Below are 21,672 nucleotides of genomic sequence, written 5' to 3'. Positions count from 1 at the left end.
GGGCCCAGGTTCGCAACGCGCGGCCCGGTTGTTCTCGAGTACGTCGTGGATACGTGGGGACCACCACGATTCGCGCCGAGTTGCCGCCGGGCGCCCGGTTCGGGCCGGGCCCCGCACTCGACCGCCTAACCCTCGCTCGGCCTCGGTGTGGACGCAGCGTTCGGGTGCGCGCCGAGGATTCGGTGGATCTCCAGGCGCCAGTGTGCCGCTGCCGGCGATCCGGGCCGACCCCGCCCGCCCTTACCGGTCATCGAGCGGTGCGGCGGGCGCCTCTGTCGCCGGTCCGGTGGCGTGGGTATATTCGGCACCGGCAACTAGTTGCTTGTGCTAATCAACTCTGAGTGGTGAAAAGGTGATGCTCATGTCCGGTTTGACCGGTCGCATCCACGGCGCCGACGGCTGGCCCGTACCCGAAGCGGTGCTGACCGTAACGGATATGCGCGGTCGGCAGATCTGCCGCGCGATATCCGACGAGAGCGGAGCGGTATCCACCGAGCCGGTGCGTCCGGGTGTGCACACGGCCGTGATCACCGCCGCCGGATACCAGCCCGCCGCGCGGGCGGTGCAGATCTCGTCGTCGGGTTCGGGCATGCTGGGCGAGATCGCGCTGGCGCCCGTGGTCGATGCCGTCGCCCTGCCTCCGGCCGGCCCGTGGACCATCGATCCGGTGCACTCCTCGGTGATAGCGACGGCGCGCCACCTGGGCATCTCCAGTATCAAGGCGCGCTTCGCCGAGGTGAGCGGCCGGCTCGATATCGCCGACCGATTCGAACAGACCTCCGGCTACGCCGAGATCAAGGCGGCCACCATCGACACGGGCATCGAAATGCGCGACACCCACCTGCGGTCCAGTGATTTCCTCGACGTCCAGAACTATCCGCTGATCTCTTTCCTCAGCAACGGCCTCAGCCGCACGGGCGGCGATACCTGGGTGATGTCGGGCGATCTGTCCCTGCACGGGCAGCGCCGTCCGGTCGACCTCGCTCTGACCTACGGCGGGTTCGGCCCGGATCCGTGGGGCGGGGTGCGGGCCGCCTTCCACGCCGAGACAACCCTGCGGCGTGACGATTTCGCCATCGACTACAACGCGGTGGTGCGCGCGGGTGTCGCGGCGGTCGGGACCACGGTCAAGATCGACCTGGATATCCAGGTTGTGCAGGGAGACCGGCTTCCCGAGTCCGCGTAGCGGTACGGACGTGGTAGCCGGGTTCGCCGGCTACCGAGTCGCGCTGGTCCGGCGGTATCCGTCGCCGATCGCCCGTAGTTCGGCTTCGGACAGCACATCCTGGATGCGATCGAACCCCGCCGGTGCCCGCTCCGCGACGGTACGCAGAGTCCGGTCCATCGGAATGTCGCGGTTGGCGAGTACGACGGCATTGGCGGATTCGCGCCGCGCCGATTCGTAGGCCGCCAATCCGGCGACGGGATCGGCGGTGCCCGCCAGTCCGGCGGCTACCGCCCTGGCGTCGAGGATCGCCTGCGAGCCGCCGTTGGAGCCGACCGGATACATCGGGTGCGCGGCATCGCCCAACAGGGTGATCCGGTCGAAACTCCAGCGCGGCAACGGGTCCCGATCGACCATCGGATACTCCAGTAGCGGCTCGCTGGAGGACAGCACGGCCGCGGCGTCCAGGCCCGCGATCCGCCAGTCGCGATAGTGCGGAAGTACATCGTCGAGCCGCCCGGTACGGGTCCACTCGGCCTCGCCCTGCGCATCCTGTGCCATCCGCACCTCGGCCACCCAGTTGACGAGGACCTCGTCGTCACCGGGTGTGGCGGTGGTGAGTGGATAGGCGACGAGTTTGGCGGCGTGATTGCTACCGGCCATCAGCATCGACGTCCCGCTGAGGAACGGCGCAGTGGTGGCGACACCGCGCCACATCCGGATCCCGTTCCATCGCGGCCGGCCTTCGTCCGGATACAGATGCGCCCGTACTCCGGAGTGCAGCCCGTCGGCACCGATCACCACATCCGCCGCCAGGTGGGCGGTGGTACCGGTCGTATGGTCTTCGACCGTCACTTGTACCCGCCGGTCCTCCTGTGTCGCGGCGGTGAACCGATGGCCGGTGCGTACCGCGCCGGGGCCGAGTCGTCCGAGGACCGCGTCCAGCAGCAGGGCTTGTAACCGCCCCCGGTGTAACGAATATTGCGGCCACGAGTGCCCGGCCGCGATTCCGCGGGGTTCCCGCCAGATCTCGTTACCGAATTTGTCGTAGTGCACCAGTTCGGAGGTGGCGACCCCTTGGGCGGCGAGTGTGTCGTGCAGGCCGAGTTCGGCGAGGGCGCCGGTCGCGTGCGGGAGCAGATTGATGCCGACACCCAACGGGTGCAATCTCTGCACCCGGTCGATCACTCGGGCGTCGATACCGGCCGCGTGCAGGCTCAGCGCCGTCGTCAGCCCGCCGATCCCCGCGCCGACGACGAGAACTTTCACCGAGCTGTTTCCAGTAACGGTACGTAGGCGGGGTTGAAACGCTCGTGCAGATGCGCGACCACGGTCGATCCGTGGTCGAACAGCACACTCTCCTTGTAGGCGCAGGCCAGGTTTTCCTGGCTCCCGGCCACGGGCCAGCGGGTGACTCCCGCGCCCAGTACGGTGCGGGCGAGGTGGCGGCGGGCGGCGGCCAGGCTGTGACCGATGGGCAGCCGCTCGTCGGTGAGCAGGGCGGTGAGTTCATCGTCGGTGGCGACCACAGCGACGCAGTTCCAGGAGACGGCGGCACCGTCGCTCATGGTGAGTGTCGAGCGTCGGACCACGACGGGGTCGGCATCGTCGCAGTGCAGTGCCGCGCGCACGGCGGGGTCGAGATCGCCGCCGATGGTGATGCGCTGGTCGGTGAGGTCGAGTGCCAGCGGTCGACCGACCAGCGCTTCCAGCAGTCGCGTCATGGATCCGTCAGCGCGCAGCAACATCCGGGTAACCGACGGTAGATCAGATTCCATTGTGTCCGTGAGGAATTCCGTCACCGCGGCAACGATACGGGGGTCGTGGCGGGGCGGGCATTCCCCTCGGCGGAGATATCGGCCACCCGGCGAGCCGTTCGGTATCTTCGGCAAAGCTGCCAGATTCGCCCCATTCGCAACCAAGCGCTTGTTAGAATCCGGCGATGATCTCGACGGTCGTCTGGGGGACCGGCAATGTGGGCCGCGCCGCCATCCGGGCGGTCGACGCCCACCCCGGACTCGAACTCTGTGCTGTTCTCGTTCACGATCCGGCCAAGGCCGACCGGGACGCGGGCGAGCTGGCGGGGCTGGACCGAGCCCTGGGCGTCGCCGCTACCACCGATATCGACGCGGTGCTGGACGGTCGGCCGGGTGCGGTGCTGTACGCCGCCTCCGGTGAGATCCGGCCCGACGACGCTCTCGCCGATATCGTGCGCGCGATCGCCGTCGGAGCGGCGGTGGTGACGCCGGCGCTCTATGCGCTCTACGACCAGCGCAACGCGCCATCCGAATTCCGCGAGCCGGTACTCGCGGCGATCGAGTCCGGGCGCGGCTCGCTGTTCGTCTCCGGGATAGACCCCGGCTGGGGCAATGACGTGCTGCCCCTGCTCGTCAGCGGTCTGGGCAGCGTCGTCGACGTGGTTCGCTGCCAGGAGATCTTCGACTACTCCACCTACGACCAGCCCGATTCCGTCCGCTACCTGGTGGGTATGGGCCAGCCCATGGACCAGATGCCACCGATGGTGGCGCCCACCGTCCCGACCATGGTGTGGGGCGGGCAGATCCGGCTCATGGCCCGCGCGCTCGGCGTCGAACTGGACGAGATCCGGGAGACCCTGCAGCGGCTGCCGCTGGAGACCACGGTCGAGACCGCGACGATGGGAAAATTCGAGGCAGGCACGCAGGGCGCGATGCGCTTCGAGGTACAGGGGATCGTGGCGGGTGAGCCCCGGATCGTGGTGGAGCACATCACCCGGATCCACCCCTCGTGCGCACCTGATTGGCCCGCCCCGCCCAACGGCGAGGGTGCACACCGGGTGATCATCGAAGGGCGCCCACGGATCGAGGTCACCGTCGAAGCCACCGACGAGGGCGGTAACTACGCCGCGGGCGGTAATGCCACCGCCGTGGGCCGGCTGGTCGGTGCGATCGACTGGCTCGTCACCGCCGGACCCGGCCTCTACGACGCGCTCGATGTGCCGCTGCGTCCGGCGGCCGGAAAGCTGGGAAGGAACGGTCATGCGAGTTGACATCCCCGAAGACAAGGACCCGATCGGTTACGTCTGGGGCGAGATGGTGCCCGGGATCGGTATCGCCGCGTCGAACTTCTCGATGGCGGTGTACGCGCACACCACCCTCGGACTGCGCGAATTCGAGGCGGCGCGGCTGCGGATCGCCCAGATCAACGGATGTCTTTTCTGCCTGGACTGGCGCACCGAACGCGACGGCGTGAAGGTAGAGGAGGGCTTCGATGCCGCCGTCGCCGACTGGCGCGCGACCGGCGTCCTGGACGAGCGGGCGCGGCTGGCCGCCGAGTACGCCGAACGATATGCCCAGGACCATCACAATCTCGACGACGACTTCTGGTCTCGGATGACGGCACAGTACAGCCAGGCCGAGATCGTGGAACTGAGTATGTGCCTGGGCTCCTGGCTCGCGTTCGGCCGGCTCAATCATGTGCTCGGGCTCGACGCGGTGTGTGTGCTTCCGGGGCATGCCGCCCCGAGTTCGCCGGGGGCGCGGCCAGGCGCTTGAGTTCCCGGACCGAGGCCACCGCGACCAGAAGCTGCGCGGGGGATCGGGCATCCAATGGTTGTGTCACGAGGCGGCTCCTGAGGGGGCCGAGCGGTTGGACGCGGACAGCAAGTTCTGGAGCACTCCGGAATACTGCGAGTCGTACGGGAAAGATCTGATCACCGGAGCACCCTTGGAACCCACCGAATATCGTGCGCTGAACCCGTTCGGCAGAGCGGTCATCAAGGCGGCCGAGTATCTGCCCGCACACGAACGACCCGATGCCCGGCGGCCGTTTGCGCTGATCACCGGCCGAGTACCGCAGTGGCAGGCCGCAGCAGTGCGGCCGACCGTCGGAGCGGACGCAATAGTGCGCGGTGTGGTTCAGGCGCTTCGGGGCGGTGCCCGGTGAAACTGCATATCGTCATCGAGGAACTGCAGTTCTCCGAGCGGGAACTCGCCGGGGAACTGTCCGCTGTCGCGATCCGGCACCGCTCCGAGCACGAAATCCACCACACCGCAGAAAATCTGGCCGGATGGTCACGTGACCATCTGCGCGAACTCGACGAGCTCGCGCCTCGCTTCGGCGTGGGCGCGGGGCAGGGTCGCCGCACGCTGCGGTCCCGGCTGCCCCGCGCCCGGCGGTTGCGGGAGCGGGCAGGTCGGCCGCCGGACACCGGCTTACGGCTGCTCCGCGACCTGCGCCGTCTGCATCAGCTCGCGGCGGGCGTATCGGTGGACTGGGAACTGCTCGCCCAGGGCGCCCAGGCGGCACGTGAACCGGAGTTGCTGGAGCTGGCGGCGCGCTGCCATCCCGGCACCCTGCGGCAGTTGCGCTGGACCAACGCCATGCTGAAGGTGCTCTCACCGCAGATCCTCGCCGGCTGAGGAGCCGGCACCGCTGCCTGCCAGGAGGAAGTCGGCGCCGGATGCCGGAGGCGCGGCCCGCCATCGGGAACTGACCTCGGGGGTCGTGATCCGGTCGACGACGACCTGTGTGATCGCGGCCCGTCCGGGTAGCCGCGTGCCATGGCTACTATCGCTCGGCCGCGATGGGGCCACAATCCAGCCGGCTCGTCGAAGACGAGGCCTGGCGCGATCCGAACGGTGGAACCGACGATGACTGATCAACTCCCGGCAAACCCGGTCTCGGCAGCGGTGCGTGGCGCCTTCGACGTCGGCGCCCGGCTGCGGCACGCCCGCTTCTTCCACCCGCGTGGGGTTAGGCTGTCCGGCCGGTTCCGCGCCGAACCCGAATTCACCAGGTTGTTCGGCGCGGGCGACCGCGCGACCATCGCGCGTCTGTCGAAAGGCGTCGGCACCCCGGGCGGTGTCCCGGATATCCTCGGCCTCGCCTTTCGGGTGCTCGATCGCGATGAGAAACCCTGGGATTTCGCGCTCGCCACCACGGGGCAGGGCGTCGCCGCTCGGTTGAGTCTGACCGTCGCGCGCGGCTGGCACAGTGCGCGATTCGGCAGTCTGCTGCCCTACCAGTGGGACGATTCCGGTCCGCTCTGGGTGCTCGCGGAGCCCGACCCCGGACAACCGCCGGGCGCGTCGCTGTCGTCCCTGGCACGGCATGTGCACGAGCATCAGATCGGCTATACGGTGTCGGTCGCCGGGTTCGGGTCCGGGCGCCGGACGGTCGGACATCTGTCGTTGCGTGCTGCGGATCCCGGCGAGCATCGGACGGATTTCTACGATCCCGTGCTCAACCATCCGGCCGAGGTATCGCTGCTGCCCCGTGCGGTGCAGTGGCTGCGGGAATCCGCTTATGACGGTAGCCGTCGCGGCCGTGGCGCCGAGGACCGGGAAACCGGTCGGGTCGAGGTCCTTCCGCCCCGGTGACCGGCGAACCGAGGCCCGGATACCCCAGCGCCGCGCCGAGCGGCTTCGAAACTCGAGGGTTCGCCTCAGATCTGCGGGCAGGGCCTGGGCCCGATTTCCCGCGCACGATATTCGCCGGTGTCCCGGAGTGGTGGCTCGCCGGGAACGACCGATCAGTGATGCGTCCAGTCGGGCTGGGCGAAATCCGCGACCCGGGCGGCCTTCGGGTCGCTGCCCAGTAACACCACTTCCCGGAACTGCCACAGCATGGCACCGGTGGGTGCGTGGATCGTCATATCCGAGCTCAGCCGCATCTGCAACAGGCCGGGTTCCCCGGGAGCCGCGTCGACCCCCGGCGTCGCGTCGTGCATCCGGGCGGAGTCCCGCACCACCCAGTGCGGTGAGTCGTCGGCGGCGAGCCGGTCGAAACCGGCCCGGTGCACCGAATGGACCTCGTCCGGACTCGGGTGCAACCGGGTGATATCGGACAGCGTCGCGACCAGGGGAGTGATGGCGAATCCGGACGCGGCCGGAAAGTCGTCGAGTGTGCCGAGCACATCGCCGGGGCTCATGGCCAGCCCGAGCTCTTCGTGTAGTTCGCGCAGCGCGGCCTGCTGCGTGGTCTCCCCGGGCTCGACGCGCCCGCCGGGTAGCGCCCATTGTCCCGCGTTGCGCCCCCGGTAGGCACGTTTGATGACCAGGACCGACAGCGATCCGCCGGTATCGACCACGCACAGCACCACGGCGGCCCGGCGCAGGCCCTCGGTATCCGGTACCGCGATCCGGGGGAACACCGAGAGCCGGGCCCGTGCCAGGGTGCGGAATTCGTCGAGGTCGTCGGGGACCCGTGGTCCCGGGTCTGCTCCCATACTTCGATCATGCACCATCGGCACGGTGCGGCCGGGCGGCGGGCGTCGCGTTCACACCCGCCGCATCACCGATACCACCTTGCCCAGCACCACCGCCTGATCGCCGTCGATCACCTCGTAGGCGGGATTTCGCGGTTCCAGATACACATGGCCGGCACGGCGACGGAACACCTTGACCGTCGCCTCCCCGTCCAGCATCGCGGCGACGATCTCCCCGGTCTGCGCGTCGGGCTGGCGCCGCACCACCACGATATCCCCGTCACAGATGGCTGCGTCCACCATCGAATCCCCGCGTACCCGCAGCCCGAAAACAATGCCGCGGCCGACGAGTTCGCGAGGCAGGGTGAGGACGTCGTCGGTGTGTTCGTCGGCGAGGATCGGTGTGCCCGCGGCGATATCGCCGACGACCGGTACGGCGACCCCGTGCCCGTCCGGTCGCGCCGCCGCCCCGCTGTTCAGGAACATCCGGATATCCATCGGCCGGGAGACACCTGCACCGCGGCGCAGGAATCCCTTCTCCTCCAGACTCTTCAGATGTTTCGACACCGAGGACGGCGACCGCAGCCCCACGGCGTCGCCGAGCTGCCGGGTGTTCGGCGGGAAACCGTGACGCACCACCCATTCCTGTATCGCCGCGAGGATCCGGCGCTGGCGGTGCGGCAGTGTGGAGGTGTCGAGGTGGTCGTATTCGGTCACCGGAACATCGTATGACCAGGCGCGACGGCGGCTTCGGTCCCGGTACCGGTACCGAGCTCAGCGGCCGCCGTAGGGCCGAGTCGCGCGGGCGGTGCGCAATGCCTCACCCCACCAGACGAGCTGATCGAGCAGGGCGGTGGCCGCGGCATCGGCCTCGACGCCGGTGATCAGGGCGCCCGTATCGTCGCATTGCGCCCAGGGATTGTGGAAACTGACGGTGTCGCGGACGGTCGCCGCATGGAGTTCGGCGAACACCGCGCGCAGATGTTCGGTCGCCCGCAGGCCGCCCGAGATCCCGCCGTAGCTCACGAAACCTACCGGCTTGGCCTCCCATTCGGAGTGGTGCAGATCGATGAAGTTCTTCAGCGTGCCCGGATAACTGTGGTTGTACTCCGGGGTGACGACGACGAAAGCATCGGCGGCGCCGAGTATCTCGCGGGTTTTCGTGATAGCGGGAGCCGGGGCGCCGAAGACGTGGGGAAGTTCGGTGGCCGCGATATCCACAGTGACAGAGGACAGGTCTTCCCGGCGCGCGGTCCTGGTCAGGAACCAGTCGCCGATCGCCGGTGCGAATCGACCATCTCGGCTGCTGCCGATGATGACCGCGACGCGCAGCGGGCCGGTGCCGGACGCGGCGTCGGCGTTGGGGTTGGGGTTGGCGTTGAGGTTGTTCACGATTCCTCCAGAAGGTGTCCGGGGCGGCGGATGCGTCGCTCCGGACATCACTCTGTTTCCTCAACTATTGTTGAGGTCAAGTTCGGGTTGTGGCCATGCTGTGACGGAAGCCAGAGAGCGGGTATGCCGACGATAGAACGTGGCGCATCACGGAACGGTTGCGCGAGCTCTACACTGACCGCGGTCGGCGAGTTGACGTTCTAGGCTGGTATCGGACGGCTTATGCCCTGGCATTAGGGAGCACATGGATATCGCGGAGGCGCCACAGCCGGTGTACCGGCAGGCCCGCTTCACCGACCTCGAGGACATCGCGGCGATCGAATCCGAGGTGTTCGGTGAACCGTACCTGTACCTGATGCTGCGCCAGCTCTACGACCTGCACAGAGCCGAATGGCTGGTCGCCGAAGTCGCCGGTGCCGTCATCGGCTACGCACTCACCCTGGAGAAGTCCGGACGAGCGTTGCTGTTCACCTTCGCGGTGGCGAAGCGGTATCAGGGTGCCGGATTCGGTCGCGCGCTGCTGAACCAGACACTGCACGTATGCCGGGAACTGGGTGCCGATACGGTGTATCTCACCGTCCGGCCCGACAATCATCCGGCCGGAAACCTGTTCAAACAAGCCGGTTTCGAGTTCACCGAACACGACGACCGCTACTTCGGTCCGGGCGAGCCCCGAGATCTCTACGAGTACCGGCTCCATCCCTGACCGCTAGACTGATGTCATGGGCGAGATCTCGCCGTTCGTGGCATCGGTCTCCACCCGGATCGCCAGGCACGCAGCGGCTTACACCGCCGAACTGGATGCCGCCGAGCACCCTGGACGGATGTCACCGGACTCCTTCGCCGTGCACGTCGAAGCTGTCCTCGACGATTACGACCCGCCCAGTACGCGACGCCGGCACTCGGACACCCTGGTGTTTCCCCATCTCTACAGCGCGGCCCGTGATCCGAGCGCGGACGAGGAGGGCTGGCGGGTGCCCAGTGCCGTCCTCGCCGGGCTGATGGCCGCCGAAGTGGAATTCCGTGGGCCGCTGCGGCTCAGTGCCCGGCAGAACACCCTGCTGGCCGAGGAATACGAGACGATCGGGGCGCAGCTGTCGGCGGTCGGCCTGTCCACCCACGCGGCCCTGGCATTCCGGCGCGCCATGGCGCTGTATCGGGTGAACGAAGACGACCGAGCCGAAGACCGATGTGGCTTGGAACTCGCCCGCTCGAACACCCGGGCGCTGCCGCACGGGGTGCGGCGCTGGGCCGGACAGGGTTCCTACCTGCTGTGCGGGCACGGGTATCGCCCGTCGTGGCTCCTGGGCTGGGTGGTGTCGCAGATGCTGCTCTTCACCGGAGTGGCCCTGCTACTGGACAGTGTCCAGCCCCCCGCCGACACGATCTACATGGGTGTGACCGGATTCCTGAATCCGCCTGGGCCCGGAGATACCCAGGACCTGCACGGGGCCGTGCGGGTGCTGTTCGTGATCGAAGCGTGGACGGGCGCGGTATCGATGTCGGTGTTCTTCGCGCTGCTGGTCCGCAAATGGTTCCGGATGTAGGGCGACGGTCTCACCACTCCGCGTCGAATATTTTGTGCCGCAACGCCGAAAGGGTCGCGACCGAGATATTGTCGCGTAATCGGCCGACGAGAGTGTTCCACTGCCGGGAGAAACCCGGATCGTTCTGTAGGTCCTTCCACAGGGCCCGCAGCACCGGCGGAGTATGCGCACCCGGCATCCAGAGTCCGGCGAGATGTTCGAGAGCGGGCGCGAGGATATCGATCCGTTCGCGGCTGTGCGGGGCGAACCGGTCGGCCTCGTCGAGGACAGCCGCCAGCACCGTCAACAGCCAGTCATGGGCGGCCAGATCCGCACAGAACCGTTGCGCCGCGTCCAGATCGATCTCGTCGCGCACGATCAATCGCACCGAGCGGACGGTGTCGTCGTCCATGTGCAGAGTGGCGGCCGGACCACTGCTGCCACCGACCCGGGCGGTCCAGCGCAACCTGGTCGTGCCTGCCTGCACCGGCGGGTTCTGATCCAACCGGGAGTCGGCGCGCACCCGGGCCAGTAGGCGTTCACTGATGGAAGCCAGGTCCAGCGGGGTCGACCCGGGCAAGGGTGCCGCGGCGAGATAACCGTCGGCCAGTCCGGCTCCGGCCGCCATCCGTTCGGGAATCCGGGTGACGACTTCGGTGACCCCCTTCTGGCTGATGTAGTGGGACCAGGTCTGGCGCCGCCGCTCCGCGGCCCGTACGACGCGGGTGCGGGCCGAGGACTGCAGCACCCGGCCTCCGGCCAGCGCGAGGCCGGTCGCGACGGTACCGACGATCCGGGCGGTCTGCTCGCCGAGTCGGAGATCGCAATCGACCCCGACCGCCGTGGTCGGTGACAGGCCCAGCGTGCCGGGGCGTTCCCGCCACCGCACCCCACAGCCGGGCAGCAGCGCGAGAAGTTCACCGGCTTCGGCGCGGGTCAGCGCCGTGGCAGACGGTAGTAGGCAGGTGCGTACCTCGCCGAGGACGACCAGGGGAGCGGTAGCGGCCATATCAGGACCCGTCGAGCAGCAGGTGGGACAGCCGCTCGCTGATCTTGCGCGATACGACGACACCCTCCGCGGCGCCGGCCGCGATGGTCTGCGCGAGCACATCCTCGTCCAGATCGAGATGATCGAGCACCAGCCGCACCGCGTGTTCGATACCGAGATAGCGTTTGGGCAGCATCGACAGGGTCTGGTAGGCCGCGAACGGCGCGGCCTCCGGATTCAGCTGCACCACCGGCGGTACCTCGTGCCAACGGCGTGGCCACGGTTGGCCGTCCCACTGTTGTGGATCCACCACGGCGGCCCCGTGATATCGCAGCATCCCCAGCCGCAGCAGATGCCACACCGCGGCCAGGAACGGACACGACCAGCGGGTCACCGCGATACCGTCGGCGACCTGAGTGCTCCACAACTGCACATCGAGGAAGATCGAGTGTTCGCGCCGCCCGAACTCCTCGGGCGGTTCGAAGGTACGGCCGCGCATGGCCTGCGCCGGTTCGTGTTCGGAGGACCGGCGCCCGTTGCACAGCCACCCCGACTGAGCGGTAGGTGGCCGACGTCCGGTATCGGGTGGCGCCGGTTCGGCGACGATCCGCGCGGCCACCACCTCGGCGACCGGTATCGGCTCGCCGAGAGGGACCCCGTCCATGAACTGTGAGGTCTGCCAGCAACCCGACTCGCGCGCGAGATAGTCGATGGTCAGCCCGGATTCGGTGGCGGCGGTAAGCAGTTTGCCCAGCACCTCCGCCGGATCGGTACCGGGTTGGAAGTAGTCGTCGATCAGATAGCAGGTGCTGACCCGGACCTGCGGACCGAACCGGACCCGAGCCGATTCGGTGAACGCCGTGACCAGCGGCACTATCCGGCGGAACTCCTCCTTCACCCGCTCGAGATCGCCGAGCAGGTCGTTGAGATAGAAGTGCCCGACCTCGATCGACAGATGTGACAAGGGAACCGGGGCGACCCAGGGCTGTTCGGTGGCCTCGGTGTAGATCTGCCTGTCCCGCATCTAGAGCCTCTCCCAGCTGGCGACGTCCACGAGACGGCGCGCGAGTTCGGTGTAGGCCTGCGCGGTTTCGTGGTTGGCGATGTGGGCGTTGACATCGCTGTCGAGGATCAACTGTTCGCGCCACTGCAGCACCGGTTCCATCGGTGTGGCACCCAGTACGGCGGTCGAACCGAGGCGGTTGGCGGTGGCCAGCCGCCGCAGTGCGACATCTTGTTCCTGTAGCCACGCCGCCTGCGCCGCGCGCTGCGCGGTGAGATGCGAATCGGCGGCCGGTACGGCGGTCCGGATATAGCGGGTCGAGCCGAGTAGTTCATCCGGGTCGTGGCCGCAGGCGGCGCCGGTCTGCAGGAGGCCGTGCGGTCCGTGGACCAGGCCGGCGGCGGCCAGGATGTGCTGGCGCGTCCAGCGGTGGAAGATCAGCCAGCGCGCCGTCCGGCGGCGCAGTTGCGGGAGCGCGGTCGCCTGCAGGGCGATCTCCAAGGCGACCGATCGGCCGGCGCTCAGATCGACCACCACCACGCGGAACTCCTGTTCCAGCGCCACCAGCAGTTCCGCGCAGCGCGTCACCACCGCGTCGTCGGCGGTGAGGAATTCGGCTCCGCCCTCGTCGCCCGGGAACAGGACCAGCCGTCCGGAGCGGGGAGCGACCCGTTTGAGTTCCGAGCGGTCGGTGGCGGTACCGACGTCGACCCGGGCCGCGGTACCGGTCTGGCCGAGCAGATACGAGTGCACACCGCCGTCGACGATGCCGCGTTCGACGGTGCTGATCTCGAACAGCGCCCCGGCCGTCGGGGACCCGAAATCGAAGTCCACATAGGCGACATTGCGACCCGACATGCACAACCGGTACGCGACATTGCTGCTCGTCACCGAACGTCCGGTGCCGCCCTTGTCGGATGTGGAGAAAACGAGCATCTACGCCACCCTCACCGCGTCGCGTCCTGGCGCGCGTACGCCAGTTCGTCGAGCTGGATCAGGGCCTGCGTGGCCAGACTGTAGGCGGTGCCGGGACGCTCGTGCAGCACACCGCGGGCCCGGTCCAGCGACTGCCGGATACGGTTCACGGCAGCCTGTTTCGGGGTCAGATCGTCTCCGCCGACCTTGAGCTCTTCCTGGTTGAGCAGATGCTCGGCCTCGCTCAGCAGATCGACCGCACGGGCGACCATGGTCGCGGGGGCCAGCGGCGGTTCGCGGAAGGTGTCGTAGGCGATCACCAGGCATTCCATGACCCGCTCGGTGACGAACCAGGACGGGCCCTCGGGAACCTGCGGCGCCGGTCCGAGCAGGGCCGCCGGATCGTCCCAGAGTCCGGCCGCCGGTCCGTCGCGCCGGACGCGCTGGTCGAGGTGCTCCATGGCGGCTTCGGCGAGGGCCATCAGCTGGTCCCGGGTATCCACATCGGTGCGCAAGCGCGCCGCTTGCAGACAGCGTTTGAGCATCAATGTCACGAAATCGGGGACATACCATTCCAGGGCGGGGCCACCGCCGATCTCCTCACTACCGGCCAGACCCAACCGGACACCCGGATAGTGCAGTACCGCGGCCGCGTCCCCGGCGGTGAGGCGACTGGTGATCCGGCCGCGGCGCGCCAGCTGGTCGAATACGGCCACCGTCCGGGCCAGGTCCTCGGTGCTGTCCCGGTATACGAGGTCCTGGATCAGGATGGCGGTGACGGTCAAACTGAAATAGTCCGATTCCTCGCCGTCGGAGGTGCGCCACGGAATATCTTCCAGCGGCCAGCGCCCGCCACCGAATCGAGCCACCGTCGACCAGTAGTTGCGGGCGAGTTCGAATCGCAACTGCAGGGCGTCGGCGAGTTTGCGCTGTTCGTCGGTCAGCAGGTCCAATTCCCGGATACGTTGCGAGGAGAGATCGATGATGCCGTCCAGGGCGACAGCGGTGAAGTACAGGTAGGGGCGCGGTTCGGCATGGCCGGGGGCTTGCCCGGCGGCACCGGGGACGAATTCGATCGGTTCGGCGGTGCGCACGATGCCCCAACCCCAGCCACATTCGAACAGTCGCTCGTCGTCGGCGACGTCCACCTCGGTGGTCTGACTGAGCCGCACTTCGTTGGCGGCCTGGACACGTAACCGTTCCAGCCGGGCGGACAAGCGGCGGATCACTTCGTCGGCGGGGGCGTGGTTCTGGTTGATCATATGCAGGATCGCGTGCCCGGCATCGGATTTCGGCTCGGGAGTGTGGATGACGAAACTGCGCACCAGACCCGCCATCGCCGCGGTGAGGCGAGTACCGACCGCCTCGATCACCAGCGGGATCCGTTCGCTCAGCTGGCGGGCATCGCGCCGGACCTCGCCGCCCACGAACCGCTGGAATCCACGCAGGAAGCGCAGTGCGGCGATGCACAGACTCAGCGACATGGAATAGGAGTCGACGATATCCAGCGCGAGCTGGGCGTCGGTGGGCCGGCGATCACCGGCCGCGCGGAGATAGGAGCCGGCCGCGAAATCCGGATGACCGTCGGGACCGGTATAGCGCTGCAGATAATCCTCGAGCAGACCGACCAGCGCGCCGCCGATGCGGGTTTCCTCCCCGAAGGGGTCGAGCGCCTGCCGGGCGTCGATCGCCATATCGTCGGGTTGGTCCAAGGCGAACGCCTCGAGTTCGGTCGCCGGATACAGCAGGCACAGCAACTGTTCGGCGTCGCTGATCGAATTGGTGCCGTCCCGGCCACCCCAGCGCCACGTGTCGTCCCGGTAGGAGCAGGCCAGCACGGCCCGCCACAGGTCCAGCAGCTGTTGCCGCGGCCGAATTCTCATATTCCGTGTCCCTCGCCCCCGCGTTCGATCGGCGCGCCGAACGTCGTCACCTAAAGTGTGCCCCGAAGTCGTTCGCCGGGACAACTGATTGTTCGGTTGCCGTTTTGCCGCGAGATAACTTGGGGGACAGGTTATTCGAGTCGTGCGGGTCGGTGAGTTCCCGCTCCGCCACTACCCGCGGGCGCCTGAATCTGTTTGCCGTACTTCCGAAATCGCGGTGTGATCACCTCGGCTCCGGCCACAGGCCGCCGGTGTCGGTCCACGTATACCCGGTGGTTCCCGGCGAACCTCTCGGCCGGGCACATCGATAGCGGAGTATTTCGGCAGACATCGGCGATCGTCCGGCCTTCCGGACGGTGGGTTCCTCGGCCGAGTGAAGCGGCGGCCGGCGCCCGCGATCGGCCGATCCGGCGCGTACCCGGCATTGCGTGCGACCCGAAGCGGCCGATGGCAGCAGACTGGACCGCCATGGACCAGTTGGTGCTGACATTCGTGATCCTGTTCGCCGCGGTGCTCGCCGAGGCGATCGGGCGCCGGATCGGTATCGCGTCCGCGGTCCTGATGACGCTGTTCGGTTGCGCTCTGGCGCTGGTGCCGTTCGTACCGCAGATCGCGGTGCCGTCGCATCTGATCCTGCCGCTCGTCCTGCCCCCGCTGCTGTACGCGGCGGCCCGGCGTACCTCGTGGCGGCAGTTCGCGGAGAGCTGGGAACCCATCGTGCTGCGGGCCGTCGGACTGGTCCTGGCGACCGCGGCGGCGGTCGCGGTGGTGTTCCACGCGTGGTACCCCGCTCTGCCGGTGGCCGCGGCCGTCGTGCTCGGCGCGATTGTCGCACCACCGGATCCGGTCGCGGCGACCGCGCTGGCCGGGCGGCTCGGATTGCCACGCCGCCTGGTGGTGGTCCTCGGCGGGGAGGGCCTGTTCAACGATGTCACCGCGATCGTCGTCTACACCGTCGCGATACAGGCGGTACTCACCGGGCAGTTCTCGGCGCCGCGCGCTGCGCTGGAGTTCGTGGTGTCGGCGGTGGTCGCCGTGGCGGTCGGGTTGGTGCTGGGCAGGGTCGGCAGCCGGCTCACCCGCTATCTGGCCGAGGCCGGCCAGCAGGTCGCGCTGAGCCTGCTGCTGCCCTTCGCGGCGTATGGACTGGCGGAGTCCTGGGGCGGATCCGGGGTGCTGTCGGTGCTGGTGTGCGCGCTCTACCTGACCGACGCCGTCACCGCATTCGGTGACGCCGACTACCGAGTGGTCGGCGATTCGTTCTGGGAGATCACCGAGCTGCTCATCAGCGGTTTCGCCTTCGGTCTCATCGGGTTGGAGCTGAGTGCGGTGCTCGCGGCCACCGGGGACAGCTGGCCGCAACTGCTCGGGGGCGCGGGTGCTGTGCTGGCCGTGGTGGTGGTGCTGCGCCTGGTCTGGCTCATGGCGACCTGGTGGTTGCGCGGGAGGCTTCGGCGCGACGAGGACACCGACGAGCCCTACACCTGGCGGGAAACCGTCGTGACCTGGTGGACCGGTATGCGCGGAGTGGCCACGGTGGCGCTGGCCCTGGCCATCCCCCTGTCGACGGAGGCGGGCGCGGATTTTCCGGGCCGCACCCAGATTCTGTTCACCGCGTTCGCGGTCGTACTGTTCACGCTGCTCGTCCAGGGGCCGACCCTGCCCCTCGTCGTCCGGCTCACCGGTGTGCACGCCGATACCCGCGCTGAACGCCGGCTCGAGCGGCAACTGTGGGAACGGGTGGCCGAGGCCGAGCTGGCCCGCCTGAAACAACTTTCCGAGGCCGAGCACGTGCCCGACGAGCTCTACGAGCGGCTCCGCGAGGGCATCCGGCGGCGGCTGGCCCGAGCGGATCCGGAGGCGGCCGATCAGGACGCTCGCGCCCAGACAGAACGCGACGCGCGGATGGCGGCCGCGGTCGGCCGTATCCGGGCCGAGGTGACCGAAGCAGGTCGCCGCGAGGCGCAAGCCGCCCGGCGCGAACCCGGTATGCCCCCGGATCTGGTGGACCGCGTCACTCGGCGCCTCGATCTCGGGCCGGGCAGGTGAACGGTGACCCGGAAGTCCGGCCGGGCAACAGCGCCCCTCGGCCTACGACCCGCCCAGCGCCTCGGTCAGCTCTTTCTTGGACATCTTCGAGCGGCCCTTGATGTTGCGGCTCTTCGCTTCGTTGTACAGCTGGTCGCGTGTGCGGCCCTTGGGTTGGTCCGACCGGCCTGGGCGCGGTTCTTGTTGACGGTCCGCGCACCGATTTCCTTCGCTCGCTTCGTACTGGCTCCTCGATCTTTCGCCGAATCCTTGACGTGCTCGTACTGCCGTTCCTGTTTGTCGGTCCATTCCTTCGGCATGACACACCTCCTGTCTGCCCGGCCGTATACCCGCGCGCGGCCGGGGCGATCAGATGCTGGTCGACCACGGGTCGCCGGGCGTGGTACCCGGGGTCCGCGGCAATATGCACGAAAGTTCCGCGGCTCGCCCTGTCGGTTACCCATCGATCGATTGCTGGGTGAGCGCGAGATGGTGGTCGCGCATCGCGGAGACGACGGCGCCGAGCACCCGGTGGGCGGCGGCGAGATCGGTGGTCGGCAACTCGGCCAGCGCCGCGCGGGTCTGCCGGCCCAGCGGGCGGAAGAATTCGCCGGCCACCGACATACCGTGGTCGGAGTAGTGCAGTAGTACCCGCCGGCGGTCGCCGGGATCGGTTTCGCGCCGGATATGGCCGGAGGCGATCATCCGTTCCACCAGATACGTGATGGCCGCCGAGGACAGGCCCATGAGTTCGCGGAGCTGCCCGGCGGTGAGCGGCCGCCGTTCGGCTTCGGCGGTGGCGATATGCATGAGGGCCCGGAAATCGTTGCTGCGCAGGGAATGCGAATGGGCGAACAGGTGCCCGATCTGTTCGGATACCGCGGTGAGCGCGCGGATATCGGTGGCGATCTCGGTTTCGGCGTGGTCTCGGACAGCGGTGCTCTGCTCCTCCGACGGTTCGTTTGTCACCTGCGACGTCCTTTCCCTGATCCCGCTCGCAAGAGTGTAGGTGCCACGGGTGCCGGGATTGCCGATTATTTCAGTTTCTGAAATAGTCTCCGGTGTGAACGCCTGGGAACGCTTTGCCGCCGTGGTCACCGGCCGCCGCTCATGGGTACTGCTCCTCGCCGTCCTCGCCGCCGCCTGCGCGGTGATCGTGGGCGTGGGCGCGAACGACGACGCCGGACAGGCACCGACCTCGCTACCCCAGAACTCCGAAGCCGCGAAGGTCGAAGCCGCGATGGCGGAGTTCCCGGGTGGCCGCGACGCGCCGGCGATCCTGGTGATCACCCGGACCGACGGCGCCGAACTCACCGATGCCGACCGCGCCGCAGCCGAGACAACCGTTCGAGAGGTCTCCGGGACGGATGCGGACACGCTCGTGGTCGCGCCGGACGGTAAGGCGGCGCTCGGCCGCGCGGCGGTCTCGTCCGATCTGAGCGGCGAGGATCTCACCGCCGAGATCGATCGGCTGCGTGCATCGGCGGCGCAGAGCGCGCCGCCCGGGCTGACCGTGCAGATCACCGGTGGTCCGGCCTTCGGCGCCGATATCGCGAACTCATTCGCCGGCGCCGATGTGACTCTGCTCGCCGTCACCGCACTGGTGGTCGCACTGCTGCTGATCATCACCTACCGCTCGCCGGTGCTGTGGCTGGTGCCGCTGCTCGTGATCGGCCTGGCCGACCGGACAGCCACCAGCGTCGGCACGGCACTGGCCCGGATCACCGACCTTTCTTTCGACGGGTCGACCTCGGGTATCACCAGCGTGCTGGTCTTCGGCGCGGGAACCAACTACGCGCTACTGCTCGTCTCGCGCTATCGCGACGAGTTGCACGGGCACAGCGATCACCGCAGTGCCCTGCGCGAGGCTGTGCGACGCGCCGGTCCGGCGATCCTCGCCAGCAATGTGACCGTGGTGCTCGCGCTCTGCACACTGCTGCTCGCGACACTGCCCAACACTCGCTCGCTCGGGCTCATGGCCGCCGCCGGACTGCTGGTCGCGGTGGTGTTCGTTCTGCTGGCGCTCCCGCCCGCGCTGGCACTGTGCGGCCGGAAGATCTTCTGGCCCTTCGTTCCGCAGGCGAGTGCCGACGGCACCGCGGCCCACGGGGTGTGGCATCGGATCGCCACCCGCGTGGTGGCCCGGCCCGCGGTGGTCGCGGGCGCGGCGATCGCACTCCTGTTCGTCTTCGCAGCGGGCCTGACCGGCGCCGATATCGGGCTCTCGCAGACCGAGCAGTTCCGGGTGCGCGCCGAATCGGTCGACGGTCTGGACACTCTGGCCGCCCATTTCCCCTCGGGTGCCTCCGATCCGACCGTCGTACTCACCGAGCACAGCGCCGCGGCGGCGGTCCGGCCCGCGCTGGAGACCGCCCCGGGTGTCTCCGGCGTAGTGCCCAGCGGCAGTCACAACGGGGTGGACCGGTGGATGGTGACCCTCGAGGCGGCCCCCGAATCCGAGAAGGCCTACACCACGATCGAACAGTTGCGTACGACGCTGTCCGGAATTCCCGGCGCCGAGGCCATGGTGGGCGGAAGCGACGCGAAAGCACTCGATACCCGCGACGCCGCCCGCCACGATCAACTGCTGGTGATACCGCTCATCCTGGTGGTGGTGTTCACGGTGCTGCTCATCCTGCTGCGCGCGCTGCCCGCCGCGGTCCTGCTCATCGGTGTCACCGTCCTCAGCGCGCTGGCGGCACTGGGCCTGGGCAGTCTGGTGAGCACCCACCTCTTCGGTTTTCCCGCACTCGATACGACCGTACCGCTGTTCGCCTTCCTGTTCCTGGTGGCGCTGGGGATCGACTACACCATCTTCCTGGTCACCAGAGCACGTGAGGAGACGCCGGGGCACGGCACCGTCGACGGTATGGTCCGCGCGGTCTCGGCGACCGGTGCGGTGATCACCAGCGCCGGTATCGTGCTCGCCGCGGTGTTCTGTGTGCTGGGCGTCCTACCGCTGATCACGCTCACCCAGCTCGGCATCATCGTCGGTATCGGGATCGTGCTCGATACGTTCCTGGTGCGTACCGTCGTCATTCCCGCCCTGTTCGCGCTCGTCGGCCCGAAGGTGTGGTGGCCCAGCGGTCTCACCGGCAGCGCTCCCGGAACACCACCCGCCGAACTCGCGCAGCAGCGGCCGTAGCCCGGCGGGTCGCGTCGGCTGCGCCGCCGGGCCCGGCCGGGCATCCGAGACGCTACGAGACGCCGACGTACTGGTGATCCCAGCGGATCCGGCCGTCGTCGCCGACGAGCACGACATCGTATCCGCCACCTGTCACCGCCCCGTCCTTCGTGGCGACCATGCGCCAGGCGATCCCGATCAGGTTCCCGGCGAGGCGCATCGCGGGTCCGCCCGGTGCGAACTCGTTCTCGCCGGGCGCGACGAACATCTCGTACGCGGCGCGCACCCGTCCCTCCATGGCGGCGCGGCCCCGGATCTCGACGGACGGCAGCGGCACCGCGAGAGTCGCCAGTGCCTCCCGCATCCCCTGGGGCGGATTCACCAGAACCTGTACACCGTCGTCGGACCACAGCTCCCGCAGCCGTTCGCGCCTGATCTCCGGGTCGGCTTCGTTCCACAGGGCGATATAGCTGTCGGTGAGTCGGATCAGTTCGTGCTCGTTCGAGAGGTTGCTCATGGCACCGAGTCTGTGCCGGGACGGGTTCGTACGCGATTCCCTGCAGGGAATGGCAGTGGCCCCGCCGGCGTCCGATACTGCACCGATGACGAGGGCAGGGTCGCGGACCGATTTCGCCGGGCAGTTGAAGCAATGGCGGCTGCGGTGCCGGGTCAGTCAGCTCGATCTGGCGATCCGGGCCGGTACAACGCAGCGGTATCTCAGTTTCCTCGAGCAGGGGCGATCCCGGCCCGGCCGGGCCATGGTGGTGCGCCTGGCCGAATCGCTCGACCTGCCATTGCGCGACCGCAACGGGTTGCTCCTGGCAGCCGGATTCGCGCCGGTGTTCCCCGAATCCTCGTTCGACGCCGTGGAGCTGGCCCCGGCCCGCATCGCGTTGCGCGGAATTCTCGCCGGGCATATGCCCTATCCGGCGGTCGTCGTGCAGCCGTACGGCGTCCTGGTGGCCGCGAACGATGCTTTCGGTCTGCTCACCGACGGCGCGGCGCCGTGGTTGTTGCGGCCGCCGCTCAACGTCCTGCGGCTGGCGCTGCATCCGCAGGGGCTGGCTCCGCGGGTGGTCAATCTCGCGGAATGGGGGCGGCATATCACCGAGGGTCTGCGGAACAGGGCGGTGCGTCGACCGGATCCGGTGGTGGAGGATCTGATCACCGAACTCGAAAGTTATCTGCCACCACCGGATCTCGGTCCTGGTCATCTCGGATTCGCGGTACCGCTGCGCCTGCGCAGCGCGGCGGGCGAGCTGCGTCTGATCACCATGATCTCCTCGTTCGCCACCGCGATCGACGTCACGCTCGCCGAGCTGCACCTGGAAGCCTTCCTTCCCGCCGACGAGGCGACCGCCCGCATCCTGCGCGAGCGAGCCGAGAAGTGAGTCACCCCTGATTCACACCGTCTCGGTAGGTAAGGCTAACCTGAATCCGGTTTGTACGATTCAGAGGTAG

At 68.4% G+C, this 21,672-nt stretch carries 21 protein-coding genes and 1 pseudogene; 11 read left to right on the top strand and 11 right to left on the bottom strand.

Going from position 1 to position 21,672, the window contains the following annotated elements; genetic code table 11:
- Nucleotides 1–361 precede the first annotated feature (361 nt).
- Nucleotides 362–1,186 carry a YceI family protein gene (locus tag OG405_RS15580; RefSeq protein ID WP_327147223.1) on the top strand — a complete coding sequence of 275 codons (825 nt, stop codon included), beginning with the start codon at nucleotides 362–364 and terminating at the stop codon, nucleotides 1,184–1,186.
- Nucleotides 1,187–1,216: 30 nt separating this feature from the next.
- On the opposite strand, the gene OG405_RS15575 is transcribed toward OG405_RS15580, so the two are convergent.
- Nucleotides 1,217–2,434 (bottom strand): flavin-dependent oxidoreductase, encoded by a 1,218-nt coding sequence (locus OG405_RS15575; RefSeq protein ID WP_327147222.1) that lies wholly within the window; start codon nucleotides 2,432–2,434, stop codon nucleotides 1,217–1,219.
- On the bottom strand, nucleotides 2,431–2,967 hold the full coding sequence (locus OG405_RS15570) for a chorismate--pyruvate lyase family protein (protein WP_327147221.1): 537 nt from the start codon (nucleotides 2,965–2,967) through the stop codon (nucleotides 2,431–2,433). Before OG405_RS15570 ends, OG405_RS15575 begins: the two co-directional genes overlap by 4 nt.
- A gap of 140 nt (nucleotides 2,968–3,107) precedes the next feature.
- Here OG405_RS15570 and OG405_RS15565 point away from each other — a divergent pair, with 140 nt between their 5' ends.
- The 5 genes and pseudogenes from OG405_RS15565 to OG405_RS15545 all read left to right on the top strand — a co-directional run bounded on the left by OG405_RS15565 (nucleotide 3,108) and on the right by OG405_RS15545 (nucleotide 6,525).
- Complete coding sequence (locus OG405_RS15565) at nucleotides 3,108–4,193, top strand: NAD(P)H-dependent amine dehydrogenase family protein (RefSeq protein ID WP_327147220.1); 1,086 nt, start codon at nucleotides 3,108–3,110, stop codon at nucleotides 4,191–4,193.
- Nucleotides 4,183–4,698 carry a carboxymuconolactone decarboxylase family protein gene (locus OG405_RS15560; protein WP_327147219.1) on the top strand — a complete coding sequence of 172 codons (516 nt, stop codon included), beginning with the start codon at nucleotides 4,183–4,185 and terminating at the stop codon, nucleotides 4,696–4,698. The genes OG405_RS15565 and OG405_RS15560 overlap by 11 nt, the downstream gene beginning before the upstream one ends.
- Before the next feature lie 28 nt (nucleotides 4,699–4,726).
- A pseudogene (locus OG405_RS15555) lies at nucleotides 4,727–4,993 on the top strand (nitrate reductase); the annotation flags it as partial.
- Nucleotides 4,994–5,085: 92 nt separating this feature from the next.
- Nucleotides 5,086–5,565, top strand: coding sequence for a hypothetical protein (locus OG405_RS15550; protein WP_327147218.1), 480 nt, complete (start codon nucleotides 5,086–5,088; stop codon nucleotides 5,563–5,565).
- A gap of 231 nt (nucleotides 5,566–5,796) precedes the next feature.
- Nucleotides 5,797–6,525: a phosphodiesterase gene (locus tag OG405_RS15545; RefSeq protein ID WP_327147217.1), complete on the top strand. Its 729-nt coding sequence runs from the start codon at nucleotides 5,797–5,799 to the stop codon at nucleotides 6,523–6,525.
- A gap of 152 nt (nucleotides 6,526–6,677) precedes the next feature.
- On the opposite strand, the gene OG405_RS15540 is transcribed toward OG405_RS15545, so the two are convergent.
- Genes OG405_RS15540 through OG405_RS15530 form a run of 3 tightly spaced genes read right to left on the bottom strand, consistent with a single transcriptional unit; the run spans nucleotide 6,678 to nucleotide 8,744 of the window.
- A complete protein-coding gene (locus tag OG405_RS15540) occupies nucleotides 6,678–7,373 on the bottom strand; it encodes an NUDIX hydrolase (RefSeq protein WP_327147216.1) in 696 nt (231 codons plus the stop codon).
- Between the two features lie 51 nt (nucleotides 7,374–7,424).
- On the bottom strand, nucleotides 7,425–8,069 hold the full coding sequence (gene lexA / locus OG405_RS15535; protein ID WP_327147215.1) for a transcriptional repressor LexA: 645 nt from the start codon (nucleotides 8,067–8,069) through the stop codon (nucleotides 7,425–7,427).
- 57 nt (nucleotides 8,070–8,126) lie between these two features.
- A complete protein-coding gene (locus OG405_RS15530) occupies nucleotides 8,127–8,744 on the bottom strand; it encodes an NADPH-dependent FMN reductase (protein WP_327147214.1) in 618 nt (205 codons plus the stop codon).
- Nucleotides 8,745–8,988: 244 nt separating this feature from the next.
- On the opposite strand from OG405_RS15530, the gene OG405_RS15525 reads away from it, so the two are divergent.
- Both OG405_RS15525 and OG405_RS15520 read left to right on the top strand, forming a co-directional pair.
- Nucleotides 8,989–9,450 carry a GNAT family N-acetyltransferase gene (locus tag OG405_RS15525; protein WP_327147213.1) on the top strand — a complete coding sequence of 154 codons (462 nt, stop codon included), beginning with the start codon at nucleotides 8,989–8,991 and terminating at the stop codon, nucleotides 9,448–9,450.
- Between the two features lie 16 nt (nucleotides 9,451–9,466).
- Entirely contained in the window at nucleotides 9,467–10,291 is an 825-nt protein-coding gene (locus OG405_RS15520; protein WP_327147212.1) for a hypothetical protein, read from the top strand.
- 10 nt (nucleotides 10,292–10,301) lie between these two features.
- Here OG405_RS15520 and OG405_RS15515 read toward each other — a convergent pair whose 3' ends face one another.
- From OG405_RS15515 to OG405_RS15500, 4 genes are read right to left on the bottom strand one after another with little or no spacing between them, the layout of a single operon-like run.
- Nucleotides 10,302–11,279 carry an SCO2521 family protein gene (locus OG405_RS15515; protein WP_327147211.1) on the bottom strand — a complete coding sequence of 326 codons (978 nt, stop codon included), beginning with the start codon at nucleotides 11,277–11,279 and terminating at the stop codon, nucleotides 10,302–10,304.
- Nucleotide 11,280: 1 nt separating this feature from the next.
- Nucleotides 11,281–12,282 (bottom strand): SCO2522 family protein, encoded by a 1,002-nt coding sequence (locus OG405_RS15510; protein ID WP_327147210.1) that lies wholly within the window; start codon nucleotides 12,280–12,282, stop codon nucleotides 11,281–11,283.
- Nucleotides 12,283–13,197, bottom strand: a complete 915-nt coding sequence (locus OG405_RS15505; protein WP_327147209.1) for an SCO2523 family variant P-loop protein — start codon at nucleotides 13,195–13,197, stop codon at nucleotides 12,283–12,285.
- An 11-nt stretch (nucleotides 13,198–13,208) separates the two neighbouring features.
- The gene (locus OG405_RS15500) at nucleotides 13,209–15,059 is read right to left on the bottom strand and encodes an SCO2524 family protein (protein ID WP_327147208.1); all 1,851 of its coding nucleotides are present in this window, start codon (nucleotides 15,057–15,059) and stop codon (nucleotides 13,209–13,211) included.
- 447 nt (nucleotides 15,060–15,506) lie between these two features.
- Here OG405_RS15500 and OG405_RS15495 point away from each other — a divergent pair, with 447 nt between their 5' ends.
- Nucleotides 15,507–17,108 carry a Na+/H+ antiporter gene (locus OG405_RS15495; RefSeq protein WP_327147207.1) on the top strand — a complete coding sequence of 534 codons (1,602 nt, stop codon included), beginning with the start codon at nucleotides 15,507–15,509 and terminating at the stop codon, nucleotides 17,106–17,108.
- A gap of 435 nt (nucleotides 17,109–17,543) precedes the next feature.
- Here the strand turns inward: OG405_RS15495 and OG405_RS15490 are convergent, their stop codons facing one another.
- Nucleotides 17,544–18,056 (bottom strand): MarR family winged helix-turn-helix transcriptional regulator, encoded by a 513-nt coding sequence (locus OG405_RS15490; protein ID WP_327147206.1) that lies wholly within the window; start codon nucleotides 18,054–18,056, stop codon nucleotides 17,544–17,546.
- 94 nt (nucleotides 18,057–18,150) lie between these two features.
- Here OG405_RS15490 and OG405_RS15485 point away from each other — a divergent pair, with 94 nt between their 5' ends.
- Nucleotides 18,151–20,232 carry an MMPL family transporter gene (locus OG405_RS15485; RefSeq protein WP_327147205.1) on the top strand — a complete coding sequence of 694 codons (2,082 nt, stop codon included), beginning with the start codon at nucleotides 18,151–18,153 and terminating at the stop codon, nucleotides 20,230–20,232.
- A gap of 52 nt (nucleotides 20,233–20,284) precedes the next feature.
- Here OG405_RS15485 and OG405_RS15480 read toward each other — a convergent pair whose 3' ends face one another.
- A complete protein-coding gene (locus OG405_RS15480; RefSeq protein WP_327147204.1) occupies nucleotides 20,285–20,728 on the bottom strand; it encodes a hypothetical protein in 444 nt (147 codons plus the stop codon).
- An 85-nt stretch (nucleotides 20,729–20,813) separates the two neighbouring features.
- On the opposite strand from OG405_RS15480, the gene OG405_RS15475 reads away from it, so the two are divergent.
- Nucleotides 20,814–21,602: a helix-turn-helix domain-containing protein gene (locus tag OG405_RS15475; protein WP_327147203.1), complete on the top strand. Its 789-nt coding sequence runs from the start codon at nucleotides 20,814–20,816 to the stop codon at nucleotides 21,600–21,602.
- Nucleotides 21,603–21,672 lie beyond the last annotated feature (70 nt).

Source organism: Nocardia sp. NBC_01329 (assembly GCF_035956715.1).
Classification (GTDB): domain Bacteria; phylum Actinomycetota; class Actinomycetes; order Mycobacteriales; family Mycobacteriaceae; genus Nocardia.
This window is presented reverse-complemented; position numbering and strand designations above follow the sequence as displayed.